Raw genomic sequence first — 18,071 nt, forward strand, 5'->3', positions numbered from 1 at the left:
GTCTCGAGGTCTGCCGAGTCGGCCCTGCCCACCCACGCCAAGGTCCCGAGCCGCATCGCCGGACCGCGCCCCACCACCGGGGTGCCGTTCCTGCGACTCGTCCACGTCGAGCTGCGCAAGATGCTCGACACCCGCGCCGGTCGCTGGCTGATCATCGGCATCGGCGCGATCATCGCGGTGGCCCTGACGATCATGTTCTTCAACGAAGGCGGCCAGCACTCGTTCGCCGACTACCTGCAGGCCACGACGATGCCGATGGCGCTGATCCTGCCGGTCGTCGGCATCCTCGCCGTCACGTCCGAGTGGAGCCAGCGCACCGGCCTCGTGACCTTCGGGCTCGAGCCCCGCCGCATCCGCGTCGCCTGGGCGAAGACGCTGTCGGCGCTCTTCGTCGGCGTGTGCGCCTTCGCCGTGTCGCTCGTCCTCGCCGCGGTCGCCCACCAGGCCGCCATCACCTTCCGCGGCATCACCGGCGACTGGTCGATCGATGCGCTCGCGCTCCTCGGCGCCGGCGGCTACGTGCTGCTGGGTATCGCCCAGGGTGTCGGCTTCGGCATGCTTTTCAAGAACACGCCGGCCGCAGTTGTCGTCTTCTTCGTCCTGCCGACGGCCTGGTCCATCCTCGGCTCGATGGTCGCGTGGCTCAGGGACGCCGCCGTCTGGCTGGACCTGAACCAGACGATGAACCCGCTCTTCCAGGGATCGCTGACCGGTGCCCAGTGGGCCCACCTCGGCACCTCGGTCGCGGTCTGGGTCATCGCTCCGCTCGCGGTCGGGATCTGGCGCCTCACCCGCGCCGAGGTGAAGTAGCACCTCACCACGAACGAGAGGTATGCCGTGTGCCTGACGGGGGCGCACGGCATACCTCTTCGGGTCGTTGCCGACAGTCCTCACCAGGTCACCGCAGAGCGCGCGTCGTCGCGCTTACCGGGGGTTTCGCGACCATTGCGTCAGTTCCCGGGTTTGCCTGAGGGGCAAGCCCCGTCGCTCTAGCGTGGATGGGTCGGGGGATTACCGAAGAGGGAAGTCCATGATGACGAGAAGACACATTCGTCGTTTCGCAGCAGTCGGGTCCGTGGCGCTCGCCGCGGGCCTGGCAGGAATCAACTCCGGTGTGGCACAGACCAGCTCACACACCTGGCACGGCCCGAAGGTCATCGCCTCCGGGCTCCACAGCCCCCGCCAGCTGGCCTTCAGCCCGGGCGGCGCGCTCTACGTCGCGGAGGCGGGCCAGACCGGCGACACCGCCTGCCGCCCCAGCCCACTGGATCCGACCGGGACCGCCAAGGCCTGCGTCGGCCTCACGGGGTCGGTCGCCCGCATCGGCGCCGAGGGCTACGTCAAGCGCGTCGTCACCGGGCTCCCCTCCGTCGGGTCGCCCTCCGACGCGCTCGGACCTGCTGACCTCGTCTTCACCGGCAACCACACCTTCGCGCTCACCGTTGGCCTCGGTGGCTCCCCGGCGTACCGCGCCAGCTACGGCCCCAAGGGTGCACGGCTCGGCACGTTGCTCGAGGTGCAGCTGAAGCACCACGGCAAGGCACGAGTGACCAAGCTTGCCGACCTCGCCCGGTTCGAGGCCAGGCGCAACCCCGACGGGACAGACATCGACAGCGACCCGACCGGGCTGGCCCGATCTGGTCGGACGTTCGTCTACACCGACTCCGGGGGCAACTCCATCAACGCGGTCCGCAAGCACGTCTTCAACATCGCCGTGCTTCCTCCGGTTCCGACGACCGTGAAATCCCCCGCCGGGCCGCCGGCCGGGTTCTTGGCCGACTCCGTGCCGACCGATGTCGTCAAGGGGCCGGACGGGGCGTGGTACGTCTCGCAGCTCGTCGGCTTCCCGTTCGAGAAGGGCTCAGCGAAGATCTGGCGCATCGTGCCCGGTCACGCGCCGACGGCGTACGCCTCCGGCCTGACGAACGTGACGTCGCTGGCGTTCGACTGGCGAGGCCGCCTCTACGCGGTCGAGATCGCGGCGAACGGGCTGATCAGCGGGCCTCCCGGGTCGTTGCCTGTCGGTGCGCTGGTCCGCGTGCGGGCCGGATCGACCTCTCCCCAGGTCGTCGCGGGAGGGCTTGCCGCCCCCTACGGGCTGGCGCTTCGCGGACACGACGCCTACGTCACGACGAACAGCATCGTGACGAACGGCGGTCAGGTCGTGAAGATCCACCTCTGAGCGGGTGATGTCGACACCGCCGTGCCTCGTGGCCACCCCCTGCACCTCGCGGGGGTGGCCACCCGGCTCGCGCGGGCCCTGGGCGTCGGCAGCCACCCGGAGCCATGTCATGAGGTCGGCCCGGCTCGTCGCGGGGTCGATGCTGCTCGCCACGGTCCTGGCTGCTGGGTGCACGGCCAGTGGCACGAGGACCACAACGCCGACGTCCAGCCCACCGGCGGTGGACCCCTCGATCCCCGAGGTCTCGTTCACCTCCATCGACGCGGCTCCGTCGCCGCCGCTCACCGTGCCGCTCCGGTGGGCCGGAGAGGTGGCCAGGGTCGTCGTGACCAGGAAGGGCGTGGGTCATGCCTTCCGCAACGTGCCGGGCGAGCCCGTCGCAGCGGGGCGCACCTACACGGTGGAGGTGGCCTGCGCGGCCGGCCGGCCGTCAGCCGGCACGAGCTATGCCGTCTCCGACGCGGCGCCCGGTACGTGGGGGCGCGGCGAGCCGCTCTACTCCCGGCTGTTCCCGTGCGACGGCAATGTCCAGCGGACCGTCCACCTCGGGCTCCCGGCGGGACGCGTCCAGGTCGACGTGCGTGACCTTCCCGCGGACGCCGTCACGGCATACGCCGTCATCCGCCCCGAGTGAACGGGGCCGCCAGTCCCGCTGAAGGATCTCGGTCGTGGTGGGCGTGGCCGCGCGGATAGGCTGGCCCGCGTGATCGACATCAAGCTCGTGCGCGAGGAACCCGACCGGGTCCGCGCCTCGCAACAGGCCCGTGGAGAGGACCCGGGGATCGTGGACGCGATCCTGGCTGCAGACGAGCGCCGTCGATCGTCCCTCGGCGAGTTCGAGAAGCTGCGCGCAGAGCAGAAGACCGTCAGCAAGTCGGTCGGTGCCGCGATGGGCGCCTTCCAGAAGGCGAAGAAGTCGGGCGCCGCCGAGGCCGACCACCTCGAGAAGGTGGCGCACGAGGCGCGCGCGCACGCCGGCAAGCTGAGCGAGCAGGTCAAGTCGCTCGAGAGCGACGCCGACGAGGCCGGGGCTGATCTCGAGCGCCTGCTGCGCCGGGTCGGTAACGTGATCATCGACGGCGTGCCCGTCGGTGGCGAGGACGACTATGTCGTGCTCGAAACGGTCGGTGCCGCAAGGGATTTCGCGGCCGAGGGCTTCGAGCCGCTCGACCACCTCGCGCTCGGCGAGAAGCTCGGGGCCATCGACATGGAGCGCGGCGCCAAGGTCGGTGGTGCGCGCTTCTACTACCTCACCGGGGTCGGCGCGCTGCTGGAGCTGGCCCTGCTCAACATGGCGATGGCCCAGGCCGCCGCGTCCGGTTTCACGCCGATGATCACGCCGACGCTCGCGCGCCCCGAGGTGATGATCGGCGCCGGCTTCATGGACGCGCACGCCGACGAGGTCTACCGCCTGGAGGCCGACGACCTCTACCTCACCGGCACCTCGGAGGTCGCGCTCGCCGGCTACCACGCCGACGAGATCATCGACCTCTCGAACGGCCCGAAAAGGTATGCCGGGTGGTCGGCCTGCTACCGTCGCGAGGCCGGGTCGCACGGCAAGGACACCCGCGGCATCATCCGCGTGCACCAGTTCCACAAGGTCGAGATGTTCAGCTACTGCCGTCCCGAGGACGCCGAAGCCGAGCACCAGCGCCTGCTCGCGTGGGAGCGCGAGATGCTCGGCAAGATCGAGGTGCCCTACCGCATCATCGACACCGCGGCCGGTGACCTCGGCGGGCCGGCGGCCCGCAAGTTCGACTGCGAGGCGTGGGTGCCGACCCAGGGCAAGTACCGCGAGCTCACCTCGACGTCGAACTGCACGACGTACCAAGCGCGCCGACTGAACACCCGTGAGCGCGACCCGAACGGCTCGGGCACCCGCGCCGTGGCGACGCTCAACGGCACGCTCGGCACGACCCGCTGGCTCGTCGCCATCCTCGAGAACCACCAGCAGCCGGATGGCTCGGTCGTCGTTCCGGAGGCCCTGCGCCCCTTCCTGGGCATGGACGTCCTGAAGCCCCTCGGCTGAGTCCGCAGTCCGCAGTCCGCAGTTCGCGTCAGCGCTCGTCGAGCATGACGTCGATGGAGTAGGCAGAGGCGCGGTAACAGTGGTCGCCGTACTCCACGGGCATGCCGGTGGGGTCGAAGGCGCTGCGCGTCATCGTCAGCACCGGCTCGCCGCCCTTCATCGCCAGGTGCCGGCGCTCGGCGGCCGTCGGCATCCGGGCGCCGATCGTCTGGTGCGCGACCGAGGGCTTGACCCCGCGGGCCCGCAGCAGGGCGTAGAGGCCGTCGGTCTCGAGCTCCCCGCGGGTGAGGTCGGTGTGCGGCGGCAGCAGCCAGTTGCGCAGGATCGCCAGCGGTGCGTCCCCGGCGAGTCGGAGCCTCTCGATGGCCAGCAGCTCGCACTCGGCGGGCAGGTCGAGGGCCGCGGCCACCGTCTCGTCGATGACGCGGGCGTGCGAGAGCAGAACGGTGCGTGGGCGGCTGCCGGCGCGGTCGAGGTCGTCCCACAGGCTCGTCAGCTCGGCCCTGCGGTGGATCCTGCGGTTGGCTACGGTCGTGCCGAGGCCACGCCGTCGCAGCAGGAGGCCCTGGGTGACGAGCTCCTGGATGGCCTGGCGCACCGTGGGGCGTGACAGCCCAAGCCGCTCGGCGAGGGCGACCTCGTTCTCGAAGGGGTCGCCGGGCTGGAGCGAGCCCGAGGTGATCGCGGCGGCGAGCTGCTCGGCGAGCTGGTGGTAGAGCGGGACCGGCGAGGACCGGTCGATCACGACGCCCACCTGCTTGGCCATGGCGGGATCCTAGCGGCGCAGCCACGAGGTAGTCAGCATGTCCTGACATTTGCTTGACAGTGAGGTCGGCAAGCGGCAAGGCTGTCGGGGACACGGGACCCGCGGTCGCGCCCATCGGCGCCGCCGCGCACGACGACGGACGGGCGGCATCGATGAGGATCGGTCTGGCTTCACGCACGTGGTGGCCGGGGACCGCCGCTCGCCCTGCACCGTCGACGACGCCTTGAAGGCGTTCCGCATCGCGGAGGCGTGCGAGCGCTCCCGCACCGAGGGGCGCCCCGTGCGCCTGGAGGAGATCGAGAGCCGATGAGCACCAGACCCGACGACCCCGAGGGCCGGACCGCCAGCCGACGGGCCGGCTCCGACATCGTCCCTCCGCTCGACGAGCGCATCGCGGGCGCCCCGATCTCGTGGGGCGTGTGCGAGGTTCCTGGCTGGGGTTGGCAGTACGACTCCGCCACCGTCCTCGCGGAGATGGCCGAATGCGGCTTGTCCGCAACGGAGTTCGGACCTGAAGGCTTCCTCCCGGACGATCCGTCCGCCAAGAGGAACACCTTGGCCGCACACGACCTCCAGGCAGTCGGGCAGTTCGTACCCGTGGTGCTGCACGACCCGGACCACGACCCGCGGCCTGGCCTGGAGCGGGCGCTCGAGGGGCTCGTCGCGGCGGGAGCCTCGACCGTCGTGCTCGCTGCAGCCTCGGGCGCCGAGGGCTATGACGAGCGGCCCGAGCTGGACGACGCCGCCTGGGCCACACTCCTGCGCCACCTCGACGAGCTGGCCGACGCCGTGCGCGCCCACGGCCTCACCCCGACCCTGCACCCGCACGTCGGCACCGTGGTCGAGTCGGGGACCGAGGTGGAGCGGGTGCTCGCCGGGTCCTCGATCGGGCTCTGCCTCGACACCGGTCACCTGCTCATCGGTGGTGGCGACCCGGTGGCGCTCGCCGTCGCGCACCCCGAGCGAATCGGGCACGTGCACCTCAAGGACGTCCGGCTCGACCGGGCGCGCCGCGTCCGGTCCGGTGAGGTCACCTACACCGAGGCCGTCGCCGGCGGGATGTACGTGCCGCTCGGGCAGGGCGACGTCAACGTGACCACCATCGTCACGGCCCTCGAGGACGCCGGGTACGCCGGGTGGTACGTCCTGGAGCAGGACACCGTGCTGCCGGGCCGGCCCGAGGGCGAAGGCCCGAAGGGTGACGTCATCGAGAGCATCAACCACCTGCTCGGCATCGCGGCCCAGCGATCCGGGGTGGGCATCTGATGGACGCGACGGAGGCGTCGAGCGCGACGGGCGTGACGGGCAGCACTGGCAGCCATGCGTTCGACCGCCGGCAAGCCCGCGGTCGAGGGTCAGAGCCGGCGCAGGTCAGTACTCGCCCTTGATGACGAAGTAGGAACCGCGGATGGTGCCGGCCAGCTTGGACTTCTGCCGTGCGAACTTGAAGCGCGTGGCGAGCTCCTCGGGGACGTCCATCCCGTCGGAGAGCTTGAACCCCACGGCGCGCTTCCCGGTCGGCTCGATCGAGTACATCACGTTGACCGAGAGTCCCGACTCGTAGAAGACGTACGCCATCCGGGTCCCGTCGACCTCGAACGACGTCGCCTCCAACGGTTTGGACGCGATGACGAGGTCGCGCTCCTCCTCGAGGATGCGATGCACCCACTCGACGACCTCTGTCGCATCTGACGCAGGTTCGACGGTGAAGACGTGGGAGTACTTGTTGCGGAGGTACCGAGCCTCGTTCGCCCTGAGCCCGGCGAGGGCGTCCGAGACGGGTGACGACTCCAGCCCCACGGTGGACACGTCCTGGAAGTCGACGGCATACGGCATACGTACCTCCCGGTCAGGACATCTCGACGCCACCGTAGTGGGCGTCGCCACCTCAACGGCCGGATACGTCCGATCGCGAGCGTCAGAATGCGCGAGGTCGTCGTCGCGACCAGGGTCGGCGACCTCGGAACGGAGGGCGAGGCAGTGGAGGCTCGTATGCACCTGGTGCCCCTGATCGTCGGCGTCGGGCTGGTTGCCTCCGTCGCCTGGGTGTTGGGCGACGCCCGCGCCCGGGCCAGCGCGGGGCATCCCGTTGCCGTCTGTATCGGGAGCCTCCGCATCGAGCAGCCGGAGGTGTGGGCGGGTGCGTGTCTGCTGCTCTGGGTGGTGTTCTTCCCGCTCTATCTCAGGGCACGCTCGGAAAGCTGACCTCGGGCGCTGGAATCACCTTCGCGCAACGCGCGTCGCTCGGAAGGCGCTCAGGCGTGATGATGTCCCGGACGCCCTCGGTAGCTCTCGATGGCGACCAGGGCGATCCCGACAGCGATCACCCCGATCCAGAGACCCGCCGCGCCGACGCCGGCGACGAGAAGGACTGCCCCGGAGAGCAAGAGAACCAGGCCGATCCAGATCAAGGGTTGCCTCATGGTGACCACCCTTTCGATGCTTCTTCTTCCGGGGTCTCGCTCGCCGACACTGGGCAACAGAGGCCTTCGTCCCGGTCAGCTGGCGCCGAGGTACCAGATGGCAGAGGTCAGCACCGCGCCGACGATCAGGGCGAAGAGCAGGCCGCCGGCCACGGGGAGGAACCAGCCAGGCGCGCGCCTCGACCGGACTGCGACCGCCTTGACGACCAACGCACCGATGACGGCGCAGCCGAGGACGCCGTGCACGATGGTTCGCGTCGGCACGGGCTCTCCGCCCGAGAACGTGCCGGTCTCCAGGCCCAGCGCCCAGAGGCAGTGGTAGGCGACGACGACGATGAGCAGGACCGCGGCCACGCCGGAGGTCCGGTGTGCGGTTGCGACCCAGGACGGCGCCGGGGTGCCGAGCTTGCCGTACATCCAGAGCGCACCGACGAGCTGGAGCACGGCGAGCACTCCGATCACCACGGAGAGTACGACCTTCATGTCGATGACGGTGTGGAAGCCGAAGGTGGTCGTCCCGGCGAGCGTCGGGTCGTGCACCTTGCCGAAGACGCCGACGAGCAGCGCGACCACCGCTCCTGCAGCGAACCCGGTCAGGGGGACGGTCATGCTCCTCGGCGACGTGCTGTCTGCCATTGCCTCAGGATGCTCCTGACCCGGGCCGCCCGTGAGTGGAACGCCTACGCCGACAGCCGCTCAGCAGTCGAACACCGACCAGCAGATGTCGTTGCGCAGACGCTCGTCGTCGAGCACGAGGTCACGGATCGCCGCCGGCAGCTGGTCACGCTGCCACTGGCACTCGAGTCGCGCGGCGGGCGTGCTGTGCTCCTTCGGCACCGCCGCGCTCGCGGCCTTGATCGCGTACGCGGCGGCGCCGAGCTCGTGCGCGGCGACGTGTGCGACGGCCCCCGCCTGGCCAGCGGCGTAGGCGGCATGGCGGGCCGCGCCACCTAGGTCCCGTGCGGCGCCCATGGCGTGACCCCCGGCCGCGCGTGCCTGCATCATCATCACCTCGCCACGGACCCAGGCGCGCGCATGTTCGATGGCTTGACGGGGTCGTGGGTCGTCCGGCTGGGCCGACTCGAACAGGTGCAGGACGTGCTCGGCGCAGGTCGCCGCCCACAGCGCCATCAGGTGATGGTCCGAGTCGGTGAGGGTCCCGCCGCGACGGATGGTCACGAAGCGTGGGTCTCGAACCTTGGGGAGGATCATGCTGCGGCGCTCCTTCGACTCGCACCCGGTAACACCACAGGTCAACACCACCGGGCAGCAGGGCCAGAGCTGGGTTCCCAACGTAGCGTCGTCTCTTGGCCGAGGCCGAGGCCGAGGCCGAGGCGGCCCTTCTTGTACGCGCGGACGGAGTGGGCGCTCTTGTCACCGATCGCTGCCACCATGCAGACATGGCTCCCTCGATCGAGGCCAGGACCACGTGGGCGCAGGCTCTGGCCTGGCGAATGAACCGACACCTTCTCGAGCCCCTCGGGTCGGCGTCGGCGGCAGACGTCGTACGCCGGCTCGGTGCTGTCCTGTCCATGGACGAGTCGCTCGCTGATCTCGCCGTGAGCACTCGGAGCACGATCGCGCGTCCCGGCGACCTCGGGTGGGCCTTGGCGGAAGGCGCGGTCATCAAGGCGTTCGCCTTTCGCGGGTCGATGCACTACCTCTCACCCGAGGACGGCGGCATCTACCTCGCGCTTCGGTCAGCCGGCAGGCAGTGGGAGCTGCCGAGCTGGGTGGAGTACTACCGCCTCACGCCGCAGGACTGGCCAGACTTCCGAGCGGCGGTGCGCGATGCGCTGGGCGACGGCCCCTTGACCATCGCCGAGCTCGGTGCCGCACTGACGAGACACCGCGCGTACCGGCACCTCCAGTCGGTCTTCGACGGAGGTGCAGGCACGCTGGTCAAGCCGTTGACCTGGCAGGGCGACATGAGCTTCGGCCCACCACGTGACGGACAGCATACTTTTCAGCGCCTTGACACCAACCCGCGGTGGTCAGGCATCCCCGACCTCGACGACGCGGGTCCGCGCGCCGTCACGGCATACCTGGAGGCGTACGGGCCGGCGACACCGGGACACCTCCACTACTGGCTCGGCGACGGCCTCAGCGCTGGCCGCAAGCGACTCGACGGATGGATCTCAGGACTCGGTGACCAGTTGGCCCGGATCGACGTCGAAGGCACGACCGCCTTCGTCAGGCACGAGGACGCCGACTCCCTCCTGGCCGCCCAGCCATCGGATGCCGTCCGCCTGCTTCCCGGACACGACCAGTGGGTGATGGGCCCGGGCACCAAGGACGTCCACGTCACCCCGCCACCGCTCCGCGACGCCATGACGCGCAAGGCCAACCCGGTGATCGCCGGTGGTGTCGTCCGCGGGACGTGGGCGCGCAAGGGCGGCAGGCTCGAGATCGCCTGGCACGGCGAGCGAGGCGTGCCCGACGAAGCCATCGAGCAAGAGGTAGCCCGCCTCGAACGCATCATCGGGACGGAGCTTGGAGCGAGAGGGTGAGTCAGCGGCCGAGCTCGCCGCGGTCGCTCCCCGACACATCCGAACAGGCCTTCCGTGTCACGAGCGAGGAGGTCACCCGGCCACCAAGGAGGCGAACAGCTCGCCGTACTGGATGAGGTGACGGTCGCCGAGGAACTCCCGGCCCACCCGCTCGTGGGCGCTGGCGCCGAGCCGCGCGCGACGTTCCGGGTCCCCGAAGAGGTCCGCAGCGAGGCCGGCGAACCGGTCCAGGTCCCGAGGGTCCTCGAGCAGGACGCCGCTGACGTCGTCCTCGATCTGGTCGATGATGCCACCAACGGCCGAGGCGACGACGGGGCGCTTCTTCCACATCGGCTCGGTGACGGTCAGACCGAAGCCCTCCATCAGGCTCTTCTGCACGACGACGGTCGCATGTCGCTGCAGCGCGTTGACCAGGTGGGCGTTCTCGTCGACGTCGTCCATGGGAAGGCGGCACAGGTGCACACGGCCTCGTTTCCACGGGGGGAGCGCGGCGCGTAGCTCCCGGCACTCTCCGAGCACCTGGGCACCCTCGGGGTCGTCAGTGACCCCATCCACGTTCGGGCCCACGAGCAGCAGGTGCGCGCCTTCCGGGAAGAGGTCCAGGTGGTCGGTGAAGCCGGTGAGCACACCGGCCATGTCCTTCAGCCGGTCCCAGCGGCTGACCTGCAGCATCACCTCTGCCTCCGAGGGCAGCGGTCGGTCCTCGTCCAGCAGCAATCCGTGGTGGGAGCGGACCGCTCCGGGCGAGCCATCGCGGCGGGTGAAGCCGAGAGTTCCGTCGCCCGTGAGGCTCTCGACGAGGCCGGCCTGCTGCAGGGCCCCCCGGATGGAGTGCGTCGTCACCTTCGCGTTCTTCGCACTGAACGGGTCGAGCGACGGGGGGATGACCGACACCATCTGGGTCGGCAGCCAGGGCGGCACGTACTCCTTCCGCGAGAAGACGTACGCGTCGGCGACCTCGACGAACGGCCGCAGGAACGCCCAGCCGCGGTCCGTGTGCTCGTTGACCCGGTCGGTTCCGATGTGGCAGCGCCAGATGATGTGCGCGCCTCGTTCCCTGAGCGCACCTGCCATGCCGGCAGTCTGCGGATCGTGCAGCAGGACGATGTCCCCGGCACGGACCCGGTGCTGCCACCCCTCGAGGTTTCGGGCCGCGACCTCCCTGTAGTGGTCCAGCTCGGCTGCGCCGAGCGGGCCCTCCTCCCCAGGGAAGCCGTGGAGCAGGTTGTGCAGCCGCTTGGTCAGGGTGAAGAAGCGATCGTCGCCCGCGAGGACGAACCATCGCGTCTCGATGCCGGCGCCTCGACCGTAGGCCACCAGCGTCTGGAGCATCTCGGCCACGCCGCCACCACGCTCGGTGGAGCTGACGTTCCACACCGTGCGGCCCGCCAGTACGCGTTGCGTCCGGTCAGCCGCAGCGTGCAGGAGCGCGACCCGTTCGGGTGGGAGCACCAGACCGAACCGGCCGAGGGGTACGGCACTCACCGCCACCTCGCGCATACCTCATCCTCCCGCACGCCGTCCCCGTCTCGGCCGTTCCGCCCCGAACTGGGGCCGCTGACCGTTCGACGTCGACGTCGACGTCGACGTCGCCGCACCGCAGCCGTTGAAGGACCGGGGGATCGGGTAGTGCGGAGCATGCCGGTCGTTCACGGCGACGGCGGGAGCCGATGCGGCATCCCTCGGAGAGGGAGACCTGCCTCGGACACTCGAGCCGGATGGCAGCGCACGCACCGCCACGGGTGGTGGTGGAAGGCACTCCTGGCCGGAGCCGCTCTCTGGGCGGTCACCATCGCCGTCACCCTCGCGACGCAGAACACCAACCTCATTCCCACCCTGATCCTGCTGGGCAGCTTCCCGTGCCCTTCAGCGTCGTCATGTTCAGCACCGAGCGCCTCACCGTCGTCCTCCTCGTGGTGGGCAGGTCGGTGGTGCCCAAGACCGCCCGCCAAGGGGCCCTTCTCGGCGCGTGCGTCGGTGGCGGCTTCGCCGCCTTCGAGTCCGCCGGCTACGCCTTCAACTCGGCCCCTCGAGAACGGCTTCATCCGACCAGGCACGAATGCGGCACTCTTCTCCCTCTCGTCCGACTTCTACCTCGCCGGCCTCGTCACCGTCTCCGTGCTCGGCTTCGCCGGACTGCGGAGAGTCCTTGCCCGGCATGGGAATTCGGAGTAGGAGCCCGGCGTTGGAGGCGCCCACACCGCATTCCTCTCCTATCCGTCACCTTCTGCGGTTGCGGCCTTCGACGCGACGGGGGCGGCTACGTTCGAAAGGCACTGGCACGGGTTCGACCGTGACACCAGTCCCGACGAAGGAGTCAGACATGTATGGACGTGTGGTCATCTACAGCCACAGCGAGGACAAGGACGAGCTCGAGGCCAAGGCTCGCGCCGGGGTCATCCCCATCGTCACGAGCGCACCGGGATACATCTCGTACGGGGTGATGTTCCACGACGACGAAGTGGTGTCCGTGAGCCAGTGGGACTCCGAAGCCCACGCCAAGGACGCCGACGCCGCCCTCGGCGCCTGGGTGAAGGCCAACACGACAATGAAGAGTGAGCAGCGGTACACGGGTGACTTCTCGTGGCTTGAGCTCGCCTCGAGCTAGCTCGTCGGGCTACCTTCTGGCCGGCGCAGCTCCATCCGGCGCTCCGGGGGCTCGCCAGCCGGCCAGCCCTCGGGGACTCCCATGTCGACGAAGCCTGCTCGCTCATACGACTTCCGCGCGCGAGCGTTGTCGCTGCGAACCATCAGGTAGGTCGTGCGGTCCTGCTCAGCGGCCCAGCTCGCCACCGCGTCGATGAGCTGCCTGGAAACCGCCGTGCCTCGGGCCATGGGAGCCACCCACATGGAGATGAGCTCGACCCAGCTCTCCCCGACCAGCTGTCCGCTGACCGTCCCGACCACCGTCGTCTCGTCGTGCGCCAGCAGTGTCAGCGGAACCTGCGTCAGACGTGACCGCCAACGCTCAGCCGGAGCATCGACCCAGTCGTCATGTCGCGAGCCGAACACCGCCGGCGACTCCGACAACGACGCCAGCCGCACCTCCCGGAACCGCTCCCAGTCCGACGGCCCGATCTGCGTGATGTCCACCGGTCGAACCTAGACGAGGAACGGGGACGTCCGCGAGCTTCACACGACCGGCGCACCCACCGGGTCATCCCCGTGGTGCTGCTGACGCGCCGCTGACGCCAGGAGGGCTGCGCGCCCGAGCGGGCCGGCACCCGGCGGGAGAGGCCTCGCGTTGTGGGCGCGGCGCACTACGGTCGGGTCATGTCAGAGAAGCTCTCCCGCCAGGCCGCCTCCGACGCGTTGCCCACGTGGCGGTTCCTGCTCCAGCGTCTGCACCTGACCGTGCGAGCGCCGGACGTCGCGACGGCCTACGCCTTCGTCGCTCGGGTCGCCGCGGTGGCGGCGCCACTCGGCCGCCAGCCCGACATCGACGTCCGGGCTGACGTCGTGCACCTCGCCGTGTCGACCGAGCCGGCCGGTGGGGTCACCGAGGACGACGTCGCGCTGGGCCGGGCCATCGACGCCGTCGTGGCGGAGATGGGGCTGGCGTCCGAGCCCGGTTCGCTGACCGTGCTGGAGATCGCCATCGACGCTCTGGACATCGACGCGGTGCGCCCCTTCTGGGACGCCGTGCTGGGCTGGGACGTCGTTGCACGCAACGACCTGCAGGACCGCCTCCGGATGGGTCCTGCCGTCTGGTTCCAGCAGATGGACGAGCCTCGGCCGCAACGTAATCGGATCCACCTCGACGTCACGGTGGCCCACGACGAGGCCGCCGGCCGGATCGAGCGCGCCCTCGCCGTCGGCGGGCACCTCGTGTCAGACGCCGCGGCACCGGCGTTCTGGATCCTCGCCGATCCCGAGGGCAACGAGGCCTGCGTCTGCACGTGGCAGGGCCGCGACCCCGTCAGCACCGACTGACGGTGCCGAGCGCCTTACAGCCGTGGCCCTCCCGCGGTGTCGTCGAGCGGACCCCGCTCAGTCGACCAGCGCGTCCCCGACGGCGAGGGCGACCAGGTCGGCCACCTCATCGGCATGCGTGAAGAGGTTGTTGTGGGAGCCGCCGAGCAGCGAGGTGCGCACGGTCGGGGCGAGCACTGCAGAGGTCGCGAGCAGGTCGAGCCACTCGACCGGCGTGTAGGAGTCGTCGACGCCCGACGTGACGGTGACGGGTACCCGCAGTCGCCTGATCCGCTCCTCGGGGGCGTCGCGCAGGCCCGAGTGGAGAATGCGGGGGATCGCCGTCCCGCCGCGAAGGAGCTCGGCCGGGTCGAGCTCGTCCGGCCGGTCGTGACGGTAGGCCAGCGGTGTGGCGGCTGCGAGCCCCAGCAGGCGGCGCTGCCGGGGCGCGAAGGTGGGGCCGGCCATCACGAGGGAGAGGGACCGTCGTGCGCCGAGGGCGAGGGCCGCGGTGAGGGCGGCCTGCGCACCGGTCGAGTGCCCGAGCACCACGACGGGCCGGTCGGTGGCCTGCCCCTCCACCCAGCGCGCGGTCGCCAGCCCGATGGCGTGGACGTTCGGCGGCGTCGGACACGCCCGGTCCGAGCCGAAGCCCGGCAGGTCGAGCACCGTGCAGGCGATGCCTCGCGCGACGAGCGCGCGCGCGGTCGCGAGCGTGTAGAACGTGAGGCCCAGACCGGGCACGACGACGACAAGGGGGCCGGTGCATGGCAAGCCGTCGCCCACCGCGAGGGACCGCACTTCCCGACCACGTACGGTGGTGAGCCGTTCGTGCACGTCGGCGCCGAGGCGTCGGCCCCTCACGAGGCTCTCCTGACCGTCGCGGTTCCCACGTCGGCGACTGTAGATCGCGCCACGGACAGGAACCAGTCCATGGCAGCGTGTCGCCTGCCGGACTCGCGTTTGCCGCGTATGCCGTCACGGACGCGGGTGCGCCCGCACCCCGAGCGCGCCGGCGGTGCAAACCAACTCAGCTCCTGGCGGCGCGGGCGTCGAGCAGGCGCCGGGACTCCTCCACCTGGGGCGGCAGGAGCCGTCGCGCACGCACCGCTGCCGGGAGCCTCGGCAGCGCTTCGACGAGACCGCGAGCTCCCTTGCGGGTGTGACAGATTCGCCAGGCAGTACGCGCAACCTCTCGCCACGGGCGACGCATCACCGCGGTCAGCAGCAGGTTGCGCGCGATCACGACCGGGCGCCCCGGCCGGTCCCGGGCCTGCGAGGGCACGTGACGTGCCACGACCTCGGGCACATAGCAGAGCGACCACCCCAGGGCGGCGAGGTCGAGCGCGAGGCGCTCCTCCTCGCCGGGGAAGAAGACGACGGGGTCGAAGCCTCCGGCCTGCAGGAAGGCCGAGCGCCGCACGACGGCGCCGCAGGCGATGAAGCCGAGCACGCGCACCCCCGGCTCACCGGCCTGCGCACCGAGCGCCGACTCGGCCATGTCCTCGCAGACCGGCTCGAGCCTCTGCGCCTCGCCGACCAGGATGCGCGCCGCGACGAGGCCGACGCGCGGATTGGCATCGAGCAGGTCGGCGGCGCGCTCGAGCGCCCCCGGCTCCCACCACGAGTCGTCGTCGGCGAAGGCGACGTACGGAGTGTCGACCGATTGGACGCCGACGTTGCGGGCGACAGCACCGGCGTTGCGCGCCAGCCGGACCACGGTGACCTCGGGGAACGCCTCGGCGACGAGGTCGGGGGTCGAGTCGTGCGACCCGTTGTCGACGAGGACGACCGGTGCCGGGCGATGGCGCGGCAGCGTCTCGCGCAGGTCGTCCCAGCGGTCACGCGTCGCGATGATGACGCTGACGCGGGGCCCGGTCCCCGTCGTCACGTCGTGCCCGCGACGACGTCGGCGAAGGCGACGTCCCAGTCGCGCAGGAAGCGCTGCAGGTCGAAGCGCTGCAGGGCGTGGGTCCGGGCCTGCTTGCCGACGGCTCGCGCGAGGTCGACGTCCTGGCACAGCTCGAGCATCGCGGAGGCCAGCTCCTCCGGCTTCGTGCTGACGCAGCCGGTGCCCGGCGGGACCGCGATCGCGCTCTCGGTGCTCGCCACCACGACGACCGGCATCCCGAGCATCATCGCCTCGATGAGCGACAGGCCGAGGGACGTCCACCGGTTGGGGTGGAGGTAGACCCGCCGCCGCGCCATCTCGGTGTGCAGCTGCTCCTGGTCGAGCCCCTCGACGGTCCTGAGGTCGGGCGGCGCATCGGCCTCCTGCCGCAGCCGATGGGCGTCGATGCCGAAGACGTCCATCGGCTGGTGGCGCCCGAGTCGCAGCACGAGGTCCGTGCCGACGGCGCGGCCGCGGCGGACCGGCTCGTTGACGACGACGGCCGCCCGGGCCAGCTCGCCCGTGAAGCGGTGGCCCGGGTCGGGGACGCCGTGCTCGATCACCTGGACCGGCGCCGCGCCGTTGTCCCACAGCAGGGCGTTGAAGTGCGTGACGTGCACGACCGGTATGCGGCTCTGCTCGGCCATCGGGTGCCGGTCGAAGGGGACCCTGCCCCCGGGCACGTTGTGCTCGAGGTAGATGGCCGGCAGGTCCTGTCCGGGCGTCCGCCCCGTCCACTCGCGCACGAGGTCGAGCTCGTGGGGGCGCTGCAGCACGACGAGGTCGAGCTCCTCCTTCCGCAGGTCCTCCGGGGAAACCTCTCGGACGCTGTTCGGCCAGTCCCAGGACTGCGCCCTGCCCACGCCGTCCGGTCCGCGCCCGGGGACGACGGGCACGACATAGTCATGGTCGCCCTGGACGAAGCCGGTGGTCCACGAGCCGTGGACGTGCCAGATCAGGATCCGCACAGGTCCTCACCCCGCCCTGCGGGCGGCGGCATCGACCCGTTCCCCGGGCTCGCCGCGACCCAGGGCGTACAGACGCCAGCCGGCTCGCGTCCACGGTCGCGGGTCGAGCACGAGCCGGCCGTCCACGACGACGCGTCGTGCCACGACCCGGCCCAGCTCCACGGGGTCGAGGGCCCTGAACTCCTCCCACTCGGTCAGGACGAGGGTCAGCTCCGCTCCGGCGCACGCCGACTCGACCGTCTCGCAGGCCCGCAGGTCCGGCCGGCCGGCGAGGTGGCGTCCCGCCTCGGGGTCGTAGACGCGGACGTCCGCGCCGAGGGCGGCGAGCGACGTCGCGACTGCCAGGGCGGGTGAGTCCCGCACGTCGTCGGAGTCGGCCTTGAACGCGGCTCCGAGGGCGGCGATCGTGCGGTCCCTGGGTCTGCCGTCCAGCAGCCGGCTCGCCAGGTCGACGGTGCGTTGGCGTTGGTGGGTGTTGACCTCGTCGACGGCTCCGAAGAGCTGCGCCGCGGTGTCGACGCCGAGCTCCGCTGCCCGGGAGGAGAAGGCGCGCAGGTCCTTGGGCAGGCAACCGCCGCCGAAGCCGATGCCCGGGGAGAGGTAGCGCGACCCGATCCGCGAGTCGAGGCCGAGAATCTGGGTCAGCCGCTCGATGTCGGCGTCTGCCGCCTCGCACACCTCGGCGAGGACGTTGACCACCGAGATCCGGCTTGCCAGCATCGCGTTCGCCGAGGCCTTGGCGAGCTCCGCGGTCTGCAGGTCGGTGCGCACGACGGGCACGCCGTCGGCCGCCACGAGGCAGTACACGGCGCGCAGGCGTGCCTCGGCTGCATCCGAGCCCACGCCGAGGACGATGCGGTCGGGCCGCAGCGAGTCCTCGACCGCGTGGCCCTCACGGAGGAACTCCGGGTTCCAGGCGACCTCCACCTGGAGGCCGGGCGGCCCCAGCTCATCGACGCGCTCCTGGACCCGCGCCGCCGTGCCGACGGGCACGGTCGACTTGCCGACGAGGAGGGCTCCCCGGCGCAGGTGCGGAGCGATCGCCTCGACCGCGGCCCAGAGCGCGCCCAGGTCGGCGCCGTCGCCGCCGTCGAGCTGTGGTGTGCCGACGCAGAGGAAGTGCACGTCCGCCTCGGCTGCCGCGGCGGCGTCGGTGCTGAACCTCAGCCGTCCTGAGCCGACTCCCTCCTGCAGGAGGGCGGCGAACCCCGGCTCATGGAAGGGCGCGACCCCCTTGGCGAGCTGCTCCACGCGCCGCGGGTCGACGTCGATGCCGACGACGTCGTGCCCCCATCGCGCGAGCGCGACCGCATGGGTCGCGCCGAGGTAGCCGGTTCCCAGCACTGAGATGAGCACGCAGGACTCTTTCCCGGAGAGCCGGTCGCCAAAC

The 18,071-nt window shown here is 71.0% G+C and carries 21 protein-coding genes; 10 read left to right on the forward strand and 11 right to left on the reverse strand.

The annotated features are described in order from the left end of the window. The 4 genes from AC3WRT_RS18110 to serS all read left to right on the forward strand — a co-directional run. Positions 1–810: ABC transporter permease (locus AC3WRT_RS18110; protein WP_492724381.1), on the forward strand; the 810-nt coding region annotated here is incomplete at its 5' end. A gap of 265 nt (positions 811–1,075) precedes the next feature. Continuing rightward, positions 1,076–2,182 (forward strand): ScyD/ScyE family protein, encoded by a 1,107-nt coding sequence (locus AC3WRT_RS18115; protein ID WP_492724383.1) that lies wholly within the window; start codon positions 1,076–1,078, stop codon positions 2,180–2,182. A 109-nt stretch (positions 2,183–2,291) separates the two neighbouring features. Further along, positions 2,292–2,816, forward strand: coding sequence for a hypothetical protein (locus AC3WRT_RS18120; RefSeq protein WP_492724385.1), 525 nt, complete (start codon positions 2,292–2,294; stop codon positions 2,814–2,816). A 69-nt stretch (positions 2,817–2,885) separates the two neighbouring features. After that, complete coding sequence (gene serS, locus AC3WRT_RS18125) at positions 2,886–4,211, forward strand: serine--tRNA ligase (protein WP_492724387.1); 1,326 nt, start codon at positions 2,886–2,888, stop codon at positions 4,209–4,211. A gap of 28 nt (positions 4,212–4,239) precedes the next feature. On the opposite strand, the gene AC3WRT_RS18130 is transcribed toward serS, so the two are convergent. Beyond that, positions 4,240–4,977, reverse strand: a complete 738-nt coding sequence (locus AC3WRT_RS18130) for a GntR family transcriptional regulator (RefSeq protein ID WP_492724389.1) — start codon at positions 4,975–4,977, stop codon at positions 4,240–4,242. A gap of 178 nt (positions 4,978–5,155) precedes the next feature. On the opposite strand from AC3WRT_RS18130, the gene AC3WRT_RS18135 reads away from it, so the two are divergent. Further along, a complete protein-coding gene (locus AC3WRT_RS18135; protein WP_492724391.1) occupies positions 5,156–5,287 on the forward strand; it encodes a hypothetical protein in 132 nt (43 codons plus the stop codon). Further along, entirely contained in the window at positions 5,284–6,243 is a 960-nt protein-coding gene (locus tag AC3WRT_RS18140; RefSeq protein ID WP_492724393.1) for a TIM barrel protein, read from the forward strand. The genes AC3WRT_RS18135 and AC3WRT_RS18140 overlap by 4 nt, the downstream gene beginning before the upstream one ends. 105 nt (positions 6,244–6,348) lie before the next feature. On the opposite strand, the gene AC3WRT_RS18145 is transcribed toward AC3WRT_RS18140, so the two are convergent. Continuing rightward, positions 6,349–6,813, reverse strand: a complete 465-nt coding sequence (locus AC3WRT_RS18145) for a DUF8821 family protein (protein WP_492724394.1) — start codon at positions 6,811–6,813, stop codon at positions 6,349–6,351. An 87-nt stretch (positions 6,814–6,900) separates the two neighbouring features. On the opposite strand from AC3WRT_RS18145, the gene AC3WRT_RS18150 reads away from it, so the two are divergent. Beyond that, complete coding sequence (locus AC3WRT_RS18150) at positions 6,901–7,182, forward strand: hypothetical protein (RefSeq protein ID WP_492724395.1); 282 nt, start codon at positions 6,901–6,903, stop codon at positions 7,180–7,182. A gap of 50 nt (positions 7,183–7,232) precedes the next feature. On the opposite strand, the gene AC3WRT_RS18155 is transcribed toward AC3WRT_RS18150, so the two are convergent. The 3 genes from AC3WRT_RS18155 to AC3WRT_RS18165 all read right to left on the reverse strand — a co-directional run bounded on the left by AC3WRT_RS18155 (position 7,233) and on the right by AC3WRT_RS18165 (position 8,612). After that, positions 7,233–7,400 (reverse strand): hypothetical protein, encoded by a 168-nt coding sequence (locus AC3WRT_RS18155; RefSeq protein WP_492724396.1) that lies wholly within the window; start codon positions 7,398–7,400, stop codon positions 7,233–7,235. Positions 7,401–7,475: 75 nt separating this feature from the next. Then, a complete protein-coding gene (locus tag AC3WRT_RS18160) occupies positions 7,476–8,036 on the reverse strand; it encodes a DUF6529 family protein (protein WP_492724398.1) in 561 nt (186 codons plus the stop codon). Between the two features lie 60 nt (positions 8,037–8,096). Further along, on the reverse strand, positions 8,097–8,612 hold the full coding sequence (locus tag AC3WRT_RS18165) for a putative immunity protein (protein WP_492724399.1): 516 nt from the start codon (positions 8,610–8,612) through the stop codon (positions 8,097–8,099). A gap of 188 nt (positions 8,613–8,800) precedes the next feature. On the opposite strand from AC3WRT_RS18165, the gene AC3WRT_RS18170 reads away from it, so the two are divergent. Then, positions 8,801–9,910 carry a DNA glycosylase AlkZ-like family protein gene (locus AC3WRT_RS18170; RefSeq protein WP_492724401.1) on the forward strand — a complete coding sequence of 370 codons (1,110 nt, stop codon included), beginning with the start codon at positions 8,801–8,803 and terminating at the stop codon, positions 9,908–9,910. Between the two features lie 72 nt (positions 9,911–9,982). Here AC3WRT_RS18170 and AC3WRT_RS18175 read toward each other — a convergent pair whose 3' ends face one another. After that, the gene (locus tag AC3WRT_RS18175) at positions 9,983–11,410 is read right to left on the reverse strand and encodes a glycosyltransferase (protein WP_492724403.1); all 1,428 of its coding nucleotides are present in this window, start codon (positions 11,408–11,410) and stop codon (positions 9,983–9,985) included. Between the two features lie 823 nt (positions 11,411–12,233). Between AC3WRT_RS18175 and AC3WRT_RS18180 the strand changes: the two genes are divergently transcribed. Then, positions 12,234–12,518, forward strand: coding sequence for an antibiotic biosynthesis monooxygenase (locus AC3WRT_RS18180; RefSeq protein ID WP_492724405.1), 285 nt, complete (start codon positions 12,234–12,236; stop codon positions 12,516–12,518). Here the strand turns inward: AC3WRT_RS18180 and AC3WRT_RS18185 are convergent. Then, positions 12,515–13,003 (reverse strand): GNAT family N-acetyltransferase, encoded by a 489-nt coding sequence (locus tag AC3WRT_RS18185; RefSeq protein WP_492724407.1) that lies wholly within the window; start codon positions 13,001–13,003, stop codon positions 12,515–12,517. The genes AC3WRT_RS18180 and AC3WRT_RS18185 overlap by 4 nt on opposite strands. A 180-nt stretch (positions 13,004–13,183) precedes the next feature. Here AC3WRT_RS18185 and AC3WRT_RS18190 point away from each other — a divergent pair, with 180 nt between their 5' ends. Then, the gene (locus AC3WRT_RS18190) at positions 13,184–13,843 is read left to right on the forward strand and encodes a 4a-hydroxytetrahydrobiopterin dehydratase family protein (RefSeq protein WP_492724409.1); all 660 of its coding nucleotides are present in this window, start codon (positions 13,184–13,186) and stop codon (positions 13,841–13,843) included. A 57-nt stretch (positions 13,844–13,900) separates the two neighbouring features. On the opposite strand, the gene AC3WRT_RS18195 is transcribed toward AC3WRT_RS18190, so the two are convergent. From AC3WRT_RS18195 to AC3WRT_RS18210, 4 genes are all read right to left on the reverse strand, one after another. After that, positions 13,901–14,686 carry an alpha/beta fold hydrolase gene (locus AC3WRT_RS18195; RefSeq protein WP_492724411.1) on the reverse strand — a complete coding sequence of 262 codons (786 nt, stop codon included), beginning with the start codon at positions 14,684–14,686 and terminating at the stop codon, positions 13,901–13,903. Between the two features lie 166 nt (positions 14,687–14,852). Next, on the reverse strand, positions 14,853–15,713 hold the full coding sequence (locus tag AC3WRT_RS18200; protein ID WP_492724413.1) for a glycosyltransferase family 2 protein: 861 nt from the start codon (positions 15,711–15,713) through the stop codon (positions 14,853–14,855). Continuing rightward, the gene (locus AC3WRT_RS18205) at positions 15,710–16,681 is read right to left on the reverse strand and encodes a glycosyltransferase (protein ID WP_492724415.1); all 972 of its coding nucleotides are present in this window, start codon (positions 16,679–16,681) and stop codon (positions 15,710–15,712) included. The genes AC3WRT_RS18200 and AC3WRT_RS18205 overlap by 4 nt, the downstream gene beginning before the upstream one ends. A gap of 6 nt (positions 16,682–16,687) precedes the next feature. Then, positions 16,688–18,037: a UDP-glucose dehydrogenase family protein gene (locus AC3WRT_RS18210; RefSeq protein ID WP_492724417.1), complete on the reverse strand. Its 1,350-nt coding sequence runs from the start codon at positions 18,035–18,037 to the stop codon at positions 16,688–16,690. Between the last annotated feature and the right edge of the window lie 34 nt (positions 18,038–18,071).

Source organism: Terrabacter sp. FW104-15G4B (assembly GCF_058790095.1).

What these genes read in the sequence shown, in the direction of transcription:
- AC3WRT_RS18120 (WP_492724385.1), top strand. Translation starts at nt 2,292, where the DNA reads ATGAGGTCGGCCCGGCTCGTCGCGGGGTCGATGCTGCTCGCCACGGTC.
- AC3WRT_RS18130 (WP_492724389.1), bottom strand. Translation starts at nt 4,977, where the DNA reads ATGGCCAAGCAGGTGGGCGTCGTGATCGACCGGTCCTCGCCGGTCCCG.
- AC3WRT_RS18140 (WP_492724393.1), top strand. Translation starts at nt 5,284, where the DNA reads ATGAGCACCAGACCCGACGACCCCGAGGGCCGGACCGCCAGCCGACGG.
- AC3WRT_RS18145 (WP_492724394.1), bottom strand. Translation starts at nt 6,813, where the DNA reads ATGCCGTATGCCGTCGACTTCCAGGACGTGTCCACCGTGGGGCTGGAG.
- AC3WRT_RS18150 (WP_492724395.1), top strand. Translation starts at nt 6,901, where the DNA reads ATGCGCGAGGTCGTCGTCGCGACCAGGGTCGGCGACCTCGGAACGGAG.
- AC3WRT_RS18155 (WP_492724396.1), bottom strand. Translation starts at nt 7,400, where the DNA reads ATGAGGCAACCCTTGATCTGGATCGGCCTGGTTCTCTTGCTCTCCGGG.
- AC3WRT_RS18160 (WP_492724398.1), bottom strand. Translation starts at nt 8,036, where the DNA reads ATGGCAGACAGCACGTCGCCGAGGAGCATGACCGTCCCCCTGACCGGG.
- AC3WRT_RS18165 (WP_492724399.1), bottom strand. Translation starts at nt 8,612, where the DNA reads ATGATCCTCCCCAAGGTTCGAGACCCACGCTTCGTGACCATCCGTCGC.
- AC3WRT_RS18170 (WP_492724401.1), top strand. Translation starts at nt 8,801, where the DNA reads ATGGCTCCCTCGATCGAGGCCAGGACCACGTGGGCGCAGGCTCTGGCC.
- AC3WRT_RS18175 (WP_492724403.1), bottom strand. Translation starts at nt 11,410, where the DNA reads ATGCGCGAGGTGGCGGTGAGTGCCGTACCCCTCGGCCGGTTCGGTCTG.
- AC3WRT_RS18180 (WP_492724405.1), top strand. Translation starts at nt 12,234, where the DNA reads ATGTATGGACGTGTGGTCATCTACAGCCACAGCGAGGACAAGGACGAG.
- AC3WRT_RS18190 (WP_492724409.1), top strand. Translation starts at nt 13,184, where the DNA reads ATGTCAGAGAAGCTCTCCCGCCAGGCCGCCTCCGACGCGTTGCCCACG.